Below are 12,300 nucleotides of genomic sequence, written 5' to 3' on the forward strand. Positions count from 1 at the left end.
CCGGCCCGCCCGGTACGGCGGCGCGGGCCTGGCGCTCGAACGCTTCGCTGTCGGCGAGCCACGTTTCGATCGTGGGCAGGACGGCGAGGCCGAGCTGCCCGCAGACCTGGCTCCATTCGTGGGCCGGCAGTGTGCGGGGGATCGAGTACAGGTCGTGGCGCAGGTCGTTCCATTCGTTCCAGGCGTCCTGGCTGTGGTCGAGTGCCTCGCGCAGGCGGGTCAGGGCCGCGGCGTCTTCCTGTGGGATCGGGGAGCGGGCGACGAAACGGGGCGCTTCAACTAGGAGGCAGAGGAGGCGGAATCGCGGAGAGCGCGCGCTGCGGCGTGCAGGCTGGCACCGAACCGGTGAGCGAAGACCCGCGCCTTTCCCTCCAACTCGTCGTAGGAGTCTTGCGCGGTCATCTGCGCGGCGTGCTTGCGGTACCGGTAGACCGGAACGGGCAGCAGGATTCCCGGGGCGAGGCAGGTGATCGCGAGAGCGCAGTAATCCTCGCCCTGTACGAGACCGCCCATGGGGGCCGCGCGCACCAGGTCGGTTCGGGCCAGGATGGTGGTCGGGCCGAGCGGGATGGTGTCGGCCGGGTCCTTCCAGTACCGCCATACGTTCCCGGCCTCATGCCGGCCGGGCGGCGTCGGGCACCGCCACATGGTCGTGGACCCGTCCGCGTGCAGGTCCTGGCTGTATCCGGCACACCAGCCCACCCCGGTCTCCTCCAGCGTGCGCAGCCGCAGCGCCATGGCCCAGTCGGTGAACTCGTCATCGTCGTCAGCCCATTGGACGTACTCGGTGCGCACTTCGTTGAGGGCGAAGTTGCGGGCGCAGGCCGCGCCGACCGAGCGCGGCAGGGCGAGGGTGCGGATGCGCGGGTCGACGGCGAGCGCGGCGGGCAGCCGGGTGGGGTCGGCGCCGTCGAGGGCGACGACGGCCTCCCACGGGACGCTCTGGCGGCACAGGCTCGCGTGCATGGCGGCGAGGAACGCCAGCCGCTCCGGGCGGAGTTGGGTGGCGATGACCACGGTGATCTTCGAGTGAGGGTGCGGCGACAGGTGCTTCTCCGGGCGGGCTTCGGTAAGGACGGTGCGGGCCGCCGGGGCTATCGGCGGGCGGCCTTGCGGGGCGCCGGCGGCGATGCAGGAGCAGTGGCGGACAGGCGCGGCGCGGTACGCGGCGGCACGACCGGCGCCGGAGAATCCGGGTTCCATGCACCGGGACCGGCGACGATGCGGCTGCGCGGGTCGGTGTCCCACCCGACGACGGGTCCGCGGTCGTACGCCAGCAGGCCGATCACTTCGATGCCGGACTCGTGCAGGACATAGGCCCACTCCAGGTCCTCGGTGCCGTCCTGCGTGATCAGTTCACGCTCGGCCGGGGTGCCGTCGGTGTTGTACACGTTGGTGAGCTGGCGGCTGGGGTACTCTTCGCCCCCGGTCAGGGAGCGGCGCAGGCCGGCGGGAGCACCGTCGAGGAGGTCCGTGCCCAGTTCCTCCCAGCCGTGGTGCACCTCGTCGATCAGGTGCCGGGCCATCGCCTCCACGTCACCGGCGAACCGGTGCTGGTAGGCGGCCAGGAGCAGCGGGAGTTTGCTGTCGGGGTAGCCGTCGAAGTGGACGTACATGCCGGCATAGCCGTCGGCGGTGGGGCGGGCGATGACCGCACGGGTGGACAGACGAGTCTTCTGGGGGATGGGGCGGGTCAGTACGAGCGGGCGCGCGGCGCCGGAGCCGAGGTGGGGGCCGGCCGGGCTGCGGCTGGGGCAGGTGCGCTGGTCCGCGCGGTGGTCTGGGGCGGTGTGGTGGCCGGGATCGGATGGTCGGGCTTCCACAGGCCGGGGGTGTCGCGGAGCCGGACGCGGGGGTCGGTGCTCCACGCGACGAGGGGCCCGCGTTCCACGCCGGGCGCGCTGATCACTTCGATGCCGTGTGGGTGGAGGACGTATCCCCAGTTCAGGCGGGACGCCGTCCGCTCCGTGTAGATCAGAGGCGGCACGGTCGGCCGGGCCGGGTATCGCTTGCCGGGCCGGTCGCGGCCGGCGGCGAGGCGGTCGCGCAGGGCGTCGGGCGCTCCGTCGAGGAGGTCGGTGCCGAGGGAGGACCAGCCTTCCGGCGCGTCGTCGATGAGGTACGCGGCCAGGGCCTCGGTGCCGCCGGCGAACCGGTGCCGGTGCGCGGTGAGCAGCAGCGGCAGGTGATGGCTGGGGTAGCCGTCCCAGTGGACGTACGTCCCGGCGTAGCCGGTGGCGGTGGGGCGGGCGATGAGAGAACGTATGGACAGAGAGTCTTCCTGTCGACGGGACGGGTCAGCGGGAGGGGCGGCGTGCGGGCGCGGCCGGTGGCCCGGGTGCCGCCGCGGGACCGCTCGTGGCCTGTGCCGGGGCTGACGGGTGCGTGCGCCGGTAGGTGTCGGCGAGGTGGTCGTCGGTCAAGTAGCTGAGTTCGTCTCCGAGTTCGGACAGCTGCTCGGCATGCCGGCGGTACCGTTCGGCGATCTTCGGCTCATGGTTGCGCTCGCACCACTCGGCGGCCGTCTCCAGGAACTGGTGCAGCTCGCTCAGAGCGCTGTGTCCGTCGCCGAGGACGGCGGTGGCGACGGCCTGGAACTCGGCGGTCGTGCGCACTTGGTACAGCCGGCGGGTCCAGGCAATGACGCTCTGCCCGGCGTCCTCGATCGTGAGGCCGTCGGTGAACTGCTTGGCGTCGTGGGCGGCCCAGCGGTGCAGGTCGTCGGTGGCGGGCCGGTTGCCGCGGTGGTCTTTGATCTGCTCGCCGGTACGACCGACGGTGTCGTACAGGTCGAAGTCGGGGTGGGACAGGGACAAGGAACTCCTCGGGGCGTGGAGCCGGGCCGCGGTGCTACGCGTAGGTCGTGAGTCCGGAGGCGACGGGCGGCCCGGAGGCGTTGGTGCGGGCGCACGTGTAGCCGATGAGGCGGGACGGGGCGGCCTTGGCCGGCACGGTGGCAGCGTCGGAGCAGACGAACGTGTACGTGACCGAGGTGCGAGGGATGTCGTGGAGCCAGGCGCGGTCGGCCTTGCCGGGGTTGATCTGCAGCCCGGAGTGCGCGACGGCGTCGGTCTGCGTATGGGTGTGGGCGAAAAGGATCAGCGCCCCACCGTCGGTGGTCTTGAGCGCGTAGGCGTCCTTGTAGCGGTTGGCTGCCCCGGCGAAGACGGTTGTGCCCAACTTCCCGTACTTCTTGGTCGTCTTGTCGTGGACCTTGATCTGCTGCTTGCTCGCCGTGGTCGGGGTGAAGACCTTGGTGCCGGCGTTCACCCCGCCGGTCGCGAAGTTGTCGATCACTGCGGTGCGCAGCAGGTCGGCATCGGCGGCGAGCTGCTGGTTGCCGTCGGCGGCGACCGCGGTGGCGTAGCCGTGCTGGTCGAGGGCGATGTCCGGCAGGGTCTTGTCGTCGAGGTCGACGACGGAGACCATCTCCCACCGCGTGTGCTCCGGCTGCTCGGCGAAGACCGCAAGTCGGCTTGGATCCTTGCCCTTCTGGCCGGAGAGCGCTGCGGCGAACCAGCGTTCCTGGCCGGCGGTGAAGCGAGGGATGTACAGCTTGGCGTTGGCGGTGTCGTACGACCACGGCTTGTACGGCTTGCGGTCGGCCTGGGGCAGGCCCTCGTCCTCCTTGTAGTCCGCCACGGACATGGCGTACAGCGGGCCGTCCTCGATGCTGTCGAGGAGCGTGCGGTCGTTGTCGGCGTTGGCCTCGTTGTTGATCTTCGAGTAGTGGGTGATCTGGGCGAGGGCCTCCTGCTTCGTCAGCGCTGGTACGGCGGCTGGTGCGGGGGAGGCGGTGCGGGTGGCCTTCGTCGTGGCGTCGTGGTTGCTGGTGTCGGAGGTTGTGCAGGCGGACGCGGTGAGGGTGACGGTCGCGAGCGTGGTGAGCAGCAGGGCGGCGCGGCGGGCGGGGGTGTGCGAGGGGATGAGGGCGCTCCGGGGAGGGGATCAGCGGGATCGGGATGGGGTTGTGGTGGTCGACAGGGAGGGCACGGCGGTCGCGGCCGGTGGTGTGCGGGTGTCGGCAGCGGCGCGCAGGTGCTTCGCGGCGCGGGCGAGGTAGATGCGGCTGTCGCCGAGGCGGTCTCCGAGCCGTTGGTGCTCGGTGGTGATCGCCCGGTCGCGGGCGGGGCCAGGGGCCTGGTGAGCGAGGTCGGCGAGATGGCCGAGGTGATGAACTGCGGAGCTGAGGGCGGCGAGCGCGAGCCCGGTGGGTTCGGCGGCGCTCGCGAGCGCGAGGGTCGTGGGTCGAGCCGGGGAGCGGGCGGCTGCGCGATGGCGGAAGGCGCTCTCGCCGGCCAGGAATCCCAGCAGGCGGGCCAGGCGACGGACTTCGTCGTCCAGGATCTCGCTCAGCGCCGGATCCGGGCGGATCTGGTCGGGGAGCGGAAGGTGGTCGGCAACGGTGTTGAGCCGGTCGGCCACGTCGTGCAGCAGCATCCGCTGGTCGGGATCGGACAGTGGCAACTCCTTGATGCGAGGGCCGGGTTCTACCTGCGGGAAATGGATTTCGGGGAGGAGGACACCATTGGCAGCATCTTGCTCGCAGCTGCTGATGCCGCTGTGGGAGGCGGGAGGGGAGCGGCGCGGCGGAAGTTGACCCCGATGCCCTGGAGTGTGAGCCGCTGGGCGGCGAGCTGGACCAGCAGGGCGCGCTCCTTGGCGCCGTAGGAAGCCGGCAACACGAAGGCGAACTCATTCGGGCTGTACTGGATGTTGCAGCCGAACAGCGTCATGCGCGCCTCCTCCGGCACCGAGTCGTACGGTGCTCCCACCACGCCGTCCGGGTACCAGACCAGCGTGAGAGTCTGGGCGACCTCGGGCGCGGGCTGTCGGTGCGGCGGCTCGGGCTGGCCGAAGGCGTTGTGACGGACCGCGTCCAGGGCCGCCCGGTAGCGGGGCAGCAGGCGTCGGGTGACTGCGGCGGCGGCGCGGGCCGGATCGTTGGGGACGGCGATGCCGTTCGGCTCACGTACCGGGGAGATCTGGTGGGTTTTGAAGCCCTCGGGCTCCAGCGGGGCCACCACGAACTGGTGGCGGTACAGGGGCCGGTCGGTGACGTAGAGCTGTTCTCCATCGGGGCCGTTCAGGACGGCGTCATGGCCAAGGACGTACTGGCTGACGATGTAGTCGACGTGGCCGACGTCCCAGAGCCGTTCGATGGTGGGGAACTGGTCTTTGTAGGTGGGGTGGCGGTGGTACTCGCTCGTCCAGGTGCCGGGCAGGCGTTCCGCGAGTGCGGCGCCGAAGGCGGACAAAAAGGTGGTGCGGGGCGTGGGCATGGGTTCCTGAGGTGCTGCGGCGGGTGGTTGATCCGTCGGCAGTCAGCGCCGTGGTCCCCCGGACCCGGGCTGATGTCCGGGCGGGGCCGGGGGAGTGGCGGGCGTCGTGCGGGTCTGCTTCAGGAGCGCGTCGAGGTCCGGGGGTGGGTCGTAGTGCGCGCGGAGGATCTTGAGATCCGCTTCGGTGGCCATGGCCAGGGCTGAAGCGATGCTGCTGGCTGCGCCGCGGAGCAGCCAGGGCGGTGACTCGGGTTCGGCTCCGCGGTTTTGGCCCTTCCAGGTGGCGGTGGCGGCCAGGTGATCGATGACCTCGTTGAGGAACGGTCCGACCGCGTCCAGCAGGGCGTTGAGTGTGGTGCTGAACTCGGCCGGCGTCTCGGCCGCGTCCAGAGCCGTGCGGTAGGGGCTCAGGTCCGGGGCGGGGAAGGGCTCGTTCGGCAGCGGGTGCCGGGTGCGGAAGGCTTCGGTATCGCGATCCGCCCAGCGGTGCAGGTCTGCCTTTGTGGCGGAGCGGGTGTGGTAGGCGTGGATCTGATCGGCGGTGCGGCCGACGTTGTCGTACAGCTCGAAGTCGGGGTTCTGCAGGGGTGCTCCAGGTCTCGTGCGGCCGCGGCTTGCGGGGTTCAGTGCATGCGGGCGTCGGTGTCGAAGAGCGCCAGTTCGTGGGGGTGCAGGAGGTGCTGCACGATGAAGCTGCGCCCCGCGACCTTCCACAAGCCGCGGCCTCGGTTGAGGTGGGAGATCGCGTCGGTCTCCACCGAGGTCAGGCCCAGCAGGGCTGCTGCGGCATGGAGTTGGTCGGTCTCCTGCCGGTAGACGATGCGGGTGGAGCAGTCGGCGAGCAGACCTTCGGCCAGGGCCCGGCCGCGGGATCCGGCGTCGCCCGCGGTGAGCAGGTCGGACAGCCGGTGGATCACCATCAGGTTCGCGATGCCGAGTCCGCGGCTCAGCTTCCACTGGGACTGCATGCGCTGCAGGAGGCCGGGGTGGCGCATCAGGCGCCAGGCTTCGTCGTAGATGATCCAGCGCCGGCCGCCGTTCGGGTCGGACAGTGCGGATTCCATCCACGCGGACGCGCAGGTCATGGCGAGGACGAGCGCGGTGTCGTCGCCGGATCCGCCCAGGCGGGACAGGTCGATGGTGAGCATCGGCGAGTTGGGATCGAACGTGACGGTGCTCGGGGCGTCGAACATCCCGGCCAGGTCGCCGTGAACCAAGCGGCGCATGGCGTGGGCCAGGTCGCGGGAGGCGTCGCCGAGGCGGCCGGACATGATGCCGCCGGCCACATCGAGTTCGTCGGGGTTGTTGAGGGTGGCGGCGATGTCGCCGAGCAGCGGTGTGCGACCGGTGGCGGCGGCGCGGGTGACGACGGCATCCAGCGCGACGTCGAGGCCGGTGTGCTCCATCGGCAGCAGGTCCCGCCCGAGCACGGTGCGGGCCAGCGAGCCGAGCAGCAGCAGGCGGCGCTTGCGGATCTCGCCCTCCCAGTCGGCCTCGGAGACGCTGTTGGGCCGCGGCGCCGCGTCCAGAGGGTTCAGCTTTCCGGGCAGGCCAGGCCCGAGCGCGATGGAGGTACCGCCCAGCGCCTGCGCCACGGGCGTCCATTCCCCCTTCGGATCACACGGGACGTAGACCCGGTACCCGAAGGCGATCGACCTCAACGCGAACGACTTGGCCAGCGCCGACTTGCCCTGCCCGATCACCCCGGCAAGGAGCACGTTGGGGTTGGTGAAGCCCTCGACCTTGCCGTACAGCGCGAACGGGTCGAAGCAGAAACTGGCTTCTGCGTGGACGTCGCGGCCGATGTAGATGCCCTCGGCGCCGAGGCCGCCTTCGGCGAGAAACGGGTACGCCCCGCTCGCGGTAGCGGTGGTCATGCGGTGGGCGGGCAGCTTGAGCCTGTTGTTGCGGGAGGACGCGGGGCCGGGTCGCCCGGCGGGTGGGAAGAGGGGCGCCGGCATCTCCTGTTCTGCTACGCCAGCGCCGCTGGTGTGGGCGGCTGCTTCGAGGCGGGCCTTCGCGGCGGCCTCGGCGAGCTGCCGGCGGGCAGCCTTGCGGGACGCGCGATCGGTGCCGTGCGGGGTGAACAGGGGGCTGGCGCTGGCGCGGCGGGCGCGGCGCGCAGGCCGGTGGCTCATGACGGGGCGGCTTTCACGTGACGGCGGTCTGGACACGGCGCGGGGTCAGACGACCGGCGAAGCGGTGAACAGAATCGGGCTGCGATAGCTCTTGCCGTCGCCCGACCAGTCCAGCTGGATGTAGCCGTCGGCGAGGTAACGGCTGGAGCCCGCCTTGGACTTGAGGGTTCCGGTCGAGTAGGAGCCGTTGCCGTTGCCGTTGCCGCTGCTGTGTTCGAGCGCGTGCTCCAGGCCGGTGTAGGCGCCGGACTTCACGACCGGGTCCGTGCCGCTGACGCTCCGCTTGGTCTGGAGCTGGAACTTGGCCTTGTTGAAGGTCAGGGTGCTGCGGTTCTTGGCCGTGTACGGGCCGTCCCAGTACACGGTGGCGGTGGTGTAGATGTAGCCGCCGGACCGTATGGCGCAGAGCGTCACGTCGAAGTCCCAGTTGTCGGAGTCGGGTCCGGAATAGCTCGGGTCGTCGACGGTGTGGCTACTGGTCTTGCAGCGGTAGCTGGCGGCGGATGCCGGAGTGGTTGTGGCCAGGGCGGCGGTGCCGGCGAGCGCGGCGATGACGACGGCGGCGGAGGTGGAGAGCTTTAGGGCGCGCATTCAGGGCCTTTCGGTGGCTGGGGTTACTGGCTGCAGGAGGTGGTGTGGCCGTGCAGCGGGGCGTTGAGGTCGCTGGGGGTGGTCTTGCGGCGGACGACGTGACCTGCGGCGAGGTGGCGCTGGCAGATGGTCAGGACGGGTGGACCCTCGGGCAGCCGCTCGGGGTGGCATTCCGTGTCCGTCGGGGTATCGCCCGCGACGGGCAGGAGGTGGAAGGCGTCGTGCACCGCGGCGGCGGACTGCCACAGCCGGGTGTGCGCGGTGGCGAGGTGCCGTCCGGCGGCGGGATGCGGCGGACGGGTGGATTCGGCGAGCTGGTCGAGCAGGTGGTGCAGCGCGGTCAGATGGGCGTGCAGCACGTCGAGGTGCACGCGGTCCGCGGGCGAAGCGATGTGCTGGGTGCGTGGGGTGAGGGCGCGGGTGTGGTGGCGGATACCGGCGTTGGCGGCCCGCAGGTACGGGTACGCGTCGCCGACGGGGATGGCAGAGGTCAAAGGGGGAGAGTTCCTTCCTGCAGTGGGGGCAGGACGTCGGCTGGTGCCGGGGTGGGGCTACAGGGCCGTGCGGGCGAGGGGGAGGGCACCGAGCGTGAAGGCGTCGGGCTGCTGGAAGTTGAGCCGCCGCAGATCGACCTGGGCGGTGACGGCGGCGGTCTCGATCTGCGCGCACGCGGCGTCGAGCAGGGCGTCGGTCTCCGCGGAGACGGTGAGCAGCCCGGTCAGCGACACGTCGGCGTGCCCGGCGATCAACTGGCGCTCGCGGACCTTGACGTCCGCGTATTCGACGGAATCGGCTTCGGAGTCGACCTGTCCGCGACGCGACCTCTCATTGGCGTCGGCGATGATCGCCGCCTTCTTGCGCTGCACGTCGCGCATCGCGGACTCGAGCCCCTGCGGCGCATATATAAGGGAGAGGGTGCGCCGGACCCCGGCCGTGAACATCAGGCCGTGCAGGAAGCCCGCGCTCGTTTCGGTGCGGGGCCAGTCCTCGACCCAATAGGTGGCGTGCCGGGCGGAGTCGGTGGCGAGCCGGTCGTACTCCTCGACCTGGACCACGGGCCCGGCGGCTGCCGGGTCGGCTTCCGCCCGGCCGGAGTGGGACCACTGCTGCAGCGCGGACAGCGCCCTGGGGTCGTAGGCGGTGCGGATGACGGCGGCGATCTCGCGGGCACTGAGCCAGCCGGTCACCATCAGTCCGGCGCTGCGCGCGGCCTGGGCGATGGAGGACGTGGTCTGTTCCATCACGGTGAAGGCGCCGGGCAGTCCGCCGCCGGCCTGACTGACGAGGCGCTTGGCGGCCTTGAGGTCGAGGGAGATCGCCAGGTACGCCTCGTGCGGGGCGGCGGCCGGGCCGGCGGAGGCGACAAGGTCGGCGTACACCTGTCCGGCGACCGGCGTTTCGGGTCGCCCCTGCTGGGCCCAGTGGCGGGCGAGGGTGTCGCCGGAGTCGGGCACGGTGCGCTCCAGGACCTGCACAGTGGCGACGTGCCCGGTGCGGGCGATGCCCGCCAGGGCCCGCCCCCAACTGCTGACGTTGTGGTTCTGACTAGCCGGGTCGAGGAGCGCGAAGGCCCTGCTGGAAACGCGGGCGACAGCGGTCAGGGTCTGACCGTGCGGGTCGTGCACGGCGGCGGCCTGGTTGGCGGAGTCGCCGGGCGTGACCACGCGCAGTGAGGCGGCGGTGCCGGGGAGATGGAGGATGCCGTCCTGGCGGGGGCGGGTGACGGGCCGGGCGAGCCACAGGGTCTGGCCAGTGCGCTGCCGCCGGGCGAAGCGCAGGACGATCGGCGCCCAGTCGATCAGCGAGCGGCCGTGCCGGCGGACGACGACCAGGGCGGCGACCGCGGCCCACAGCGGCGCCAGGGCGATGGCGCCGAGCAGCCCGGTGGATACCACCGTGACCAGCAGCAGAGCCAACGCGCAGGACACGAGGACGAGTTGGGGCAGGGAGAGGCCGAGCAGGATGCCGCGCCTGGACCGGTGGGGGAATTTGACGGTGAGTGGTGTGACGGTGAGATCTGACAATGGCCGTTCCGATGGTGCGCGGGGCGGTGGCCGGGGCGGCGCGCGGCGAGGAATGCGCAGCGCGTGCCGCCCCGGGGTCGGGCAAGCTCACAGGCCGGTGGGTGGGGGCGGCGGTGCCCCGGTTCCGCTGGAGGTGCCGGCCGAGTTCGGTGCCGGCGGGGCGCCCTGCGGCGGTGGCGTCGAGGCGCCGGCGCCGGGTTGCGACATGAAGCCGCCGCCGTTGGAGGGCGATCCGGAACCGCCACCCTGTCCGGGTGTACCGCCGCCCTGACCACTGGCGTCGTCATGAGGGCTGGTCGGCGGGGGCTGGACGGCCTTCTCCAGACCGCTCTTGATCCCCTCGCTCCCGGACGACGGGGCGTTTGAGCTGCCGCCTTCCTTGCCGGTGTCCGGCGTGGGGTTGGTGGCGATGTCGCCGGGGAAGCCGCCCGGAACGGAGTCCGGGCCCTGGGGAGCGGCGCCTGCTCCGGCCGCGGCACCGCCACTTCCGGCGGTCGCGACCGCGGCGGCGGCCTTGCGCCCGGCGCGTTCGGCGTGCTGACGGGCCATCTGCGCACCGGCTCCGCCGGAGCGGTGCAGGGTCTCGGCGTCGGAGCCCTCGGAGGCGGCCCAGTGCACGAACTTGAACGTGGCATACGGGCACAGCAGGACCAGCGCCAGGATGACGATGCCGGCCATCACGTCGGCAAGGGCGGCGATGCCGTCCTTCGCCTCGGTCTTACCCATCGCGGCGATCCCCAGGACGAAGATCACAGTCATCAGCAACTTGCTGACGACGAGGGTGGCGGTGGCTTCGATCCAGCCCTTGCGCCAGCGCCGGGCGACCTCCCAGCCGCCGCCGGCTCCGGCGAAGACGGCGAGGGTGACCATGACGAGGATGCCGACCTTGCGGACCATCATCACGCACCAGTAGAGGAAGGCGCCGATCGCGGCGCCGACGCCGACGAAGACGGTGACGAGCCAGCCCAGGCCGGACAGGGAGGCGATCTGCCCCACCTTGACGATCCGCCGCACTGCCGTGGCGATGTCGAGGTTGGCGGCCTTGAACAGTCCGTCGCTCAATGCGTCGACGACTTCGATGGCGACGGTGGTGAAGGCGATCGCGGTGAACGCGAACAGCACGCCGGTGGCGGTGCCGGCGAATGCCTGGGTGAGCGCCTGGCCGTCGCGGCGGATCGCGGCGCGCACGAGCTGGGCGCAGAACGTGGCGACGAGGACGACCAGGCCGATCGGCAGGATCATCTCGTAGTTGTCGCGGAACCACCCGGCGTTGAGGTCGACCTTGGTGGTGGTGTTGACCGCCTCGGCTGCCAAGTCAGCTGCGGCTGCGGCGAGTTCGCCCGCGCTCTTGGCCATCCAGTTGCCGATGGCCGTGCCCGGGTCGGAGGCGAAATCGACGGCGTCGCCGACGGCGCAGAGTTTGTCCGCGAGGGGGAGGTCGCAGAAGCCCAAGGGGGAATCCCCTCCTTTCTCAGGTGGGCTGGGGGCAGGTCAGGGCACGACGCGGGGGGCGATGGAGACCAGCGAGCAGTTCGCGTTGGGGCGGCACTGCACGGCGAGGGTGATGGAGCGGTCCTCGGCGCCGGCCCCGCCCTTCTTCCAGGCGATCTGCTGCTTGCCGGTGACAGTGACGGCGTAGATGTACGCCTCGGTGATCGCCGACGGATCGTCCGCCAGGGCCTGCTTGAACGCCGAGGGGTAGTGGGCCTCCGTGACGGTGGCGGTGGCGTACTGGTCCTGGTCGGCCATCCGCGACCACAGCACCGGATCCGGCACCTGTGTGGCGATCGAGGACCAGTCGGCGTACTTCGTCTCCGCCGTCAGCCACGCCCTCATTCCGGCGAGCTGCTGGTCACGGCTGGTGGTGCGGGTGTCGTACGCCCACAGCGTTGCCGCGGCGGCCTTGGCGAAGGCGACCGGGTCCGCCAGCTGCGGGGGCTTGGCCACCGAACCGGCCCCGGCCGACGCCGTCGGGCCGGCGGACGCGGAGGTACTGCTGCTGGGCCCGGAGGACGGAGCGGCGGCCTGGCTGTCGCCGGCTGTGGTGCGGCCGGTGAGCAGGGCGACGACGACGGCGAGGGCCAGCAGGACGGCGAGGCCGGTCGCGAGGACTGTGATGCGCCGGCGGGTCGACCAGCCGAGGCCGTAGCCGGACAGGGAGGGGAATGGTTTCGGCATCAGTGGACCCTCAGAATGTTGGAGGTCCGGGAGGACCAGGTATGGCTGATCAGTGGATGCCGCTGATGGCTACGCAGGTGTGGCCGC

General features: G+C 71.4%; 13 protein-coding genes. All 13 read right to left on the reverse strand.

The features are described from left to right. Positions 1–279: 279 nt before the first annotated feature. The 13 genes from ACFY1E_RS44495 to ACFY1E_RS44555 all read right to left on the reverse strand — a co-directional run bounded on the left by ACFY1E_RS44495 (position 280) and on the right by ACFY1E_RS44555 (position 12,213). Complete coding sequence (locus ACFY1E_RS44495) at positions 280–1,017, reverse strand: glycosyltransferase family 2 protein (protein WP_389087423.1); 738 nt, start codon at positions 1,015–1,017, stop codon at positions 280–282. Between the two features lie 77 nt (positions 1,018–1,094). Beyond that, positions 1,095–1,823, reverse strand: a complete 729-nt coding sequence (locus tag ACFY1E_RS44500; protein WP_389087390.1) for a hypothetical protein — start codon at positions 1,821–1,823, stop codon at positions 1,095–1,097. A 474-nt stretch (positions 1,824–2,297) separates the two neighbouring features. Then, complete coding sequence (locus tag ACFY1E_RS44505) at positions 2,298–2,816, reverse strand: hypothetical protein (protein WP_389087392.1); 519 nt, start codon at positions 2,814–2,816, stop codon at positions 2,298–2,300. A 34-nt stretch (positions 2,817–2,850) separates the two neighbouring features. After that, positions 2,851–3,648, reverse strand: coding sequence for a hypothetical protein (locus ACFY1E_RS44510; RefSeq protein ID WP_389087395.1), 798 nt, complete (start codon positions 3,646–3,648; stop codon positions 2,851–2,853). 300 nt (positions 3,649–3,948) lie between these two features. Further along, positions 3,949–4,467 carry a hypothetical protein gene (locus tag ACFY1E_RS44515; RefSeq protein WP_389087397.1) on the reverse strand — a complete coding sequence of 173 codons (519 nt, stop codon included), beginning with the start codon at positions 4,465–4,467 and terminating at the stop codon, positions 3,949–3,951. Positions 4,468–4,490: 23 nt separating this feature from the next. After that, a complete protein-coding gene (locus tag ACFY1E_RS44520; RefSeq protein ID WP_389087399.1) occupies positions 4,491–5,282 on the reverse strand; it encodes a hypothetical protein in 792 nt (263 codons plus the stop codon). A gap of 42 nt (positions 5,283–5,324) precedes the next feature. Further along, complete coding sequence (locus ACFY1E_RS44525; protein WP_389087401.1) at positions 5,325–5,996, reverse strand: hypothetical protein; 672 nt, start codon at positions 5,994–5,996, stop codon at positions 5,325–5,327. Then, positions 5,906–7,420 carry an ATP-binding protein gene (locus ACFY1E_RS44530; protein WP_389087404.1) on the reverse strand — a complete coding sequence of 505 codons (1,515 nt, stop codon included), beginning with the start codon at positions 7,418–7,420 and terminating at the stop codon, positions 5,906–5,908. Before ACFY1E_RS44530 ends, ACFY1E_RS44525 begins: the two co-directional genes overlap by 91 nt. A 45-nt stretch (positions 7,421–7,465) precedes the next feature. Continuing rightward, entirely contained in the window at positions 7,466–8,011 is a 546-nt protein-coding gene (locus tag ACFY1E_RS44535) for a hypothetical protein (RefSeq protein ID WP_389087406.1), read from the reverse strand. A 23-nt stretch (positions 8,012–8,034) separates the two neighbouring features. Next, positions 8,035–8,505 (reverse strand): DUF6238 family protein, encoded by a 471-nt coding sequence (locus tag ACFY1E_RS44540; RefSeq protein WP_389087409.1) that lies wholly within the window; start codon positions 8,503–8,505, stop codon positions 8,035–8,037. A gap of 57 nt (positions 8,506–8,562) precedes the next feature. Further along, the gene (locus tag ACFY1E_RS44545) at positions 8,563–10,035 is read right to left on the reverse strand and encodes an SCO6880 family protein (protein WP_389087411.1); all 1,473 of its coding nucleotides are present in this window, start codon (positions 10,033–10,035) and stop codon (positions 8,563–8,565) included. Positions 10,036–10,122: 87 nt separating this feature from the next. Continuing rightward, positions 10,123–11,487: an ATP-binding protein gene (locus ACFY1E_RS44550; protein WP_389087414.1), complete on the reverse strand. Its 1,365-nt coding sequence runs from the start codon at positions 11,485–11,487 to the stop codon at positions 10,123–10,125. Between the two features lie 39 nt (positions 11,488–11,526). Next, the gene (locus tag ACFY1E_RS44555; RefSeq protein WP_389087416.1) at positions 11,527–12,213 is read right to left on the reverse strand and encodes a hypothetical protein; all 687 of its coding nucleotides are present in this window, start codon (positions 12,211–12,213) and stop codon (positions 11,527–11,529) included. Positions 12,214–12,300: the final 87 nt, after the last annotated feature.

This window comes from Streptomyces sp. NPDC001604, assembly GCF_042893475.1.
In the GTDB taxonomy this organism is placed as follows: domain Bacteria; phylum Actinomycetota; class Actinomycetes; order Streptomycetales; family Streptomycetaceae; genus Streptomyces.

Bases quoted from the DNA above. Each gene is read 5' to 3' on its own strand.
- ACFY1E_RS44535 (WP_389087406.1), bottom strand. From the start codon at position 8,011: ATGCGCGCCCTAAAGCTCTCCACCTCCGCCGCCGTCGTCATCGCCGCG.
- ACFY1E_RS44510 (WP_389087395.1), bottom strand. From the start codon at position 3,648: ATGTCCGTGGCGGACTACAAGGAGGACGAGGGCCTGCCCCAGGCCGAC.
- ACFY1E_RS44530 (WP_389087404.1), bottom strand. From the start codon at position 7,420: ATGAGCCACCGGCCTGCGCGCCGCGCCCGCCGCGCCAGCGCCAGCCCC.
- ACFY1E_RS44555 (WP_389087416.1), bottom strand. From the start codon at position 12,213: ATGCCGAAACCATTCCCCTCCCTGTCCGGCTACGGCCTCGGCTGGTCG.
- ACFY1E_RS44520 (WP_389087399.1), bottom strand. From the start codon at position 5,282: ATGCCCACGCCCCGCACCACCTTTTTGTCCGCCTTCGGCGCCGCACTC.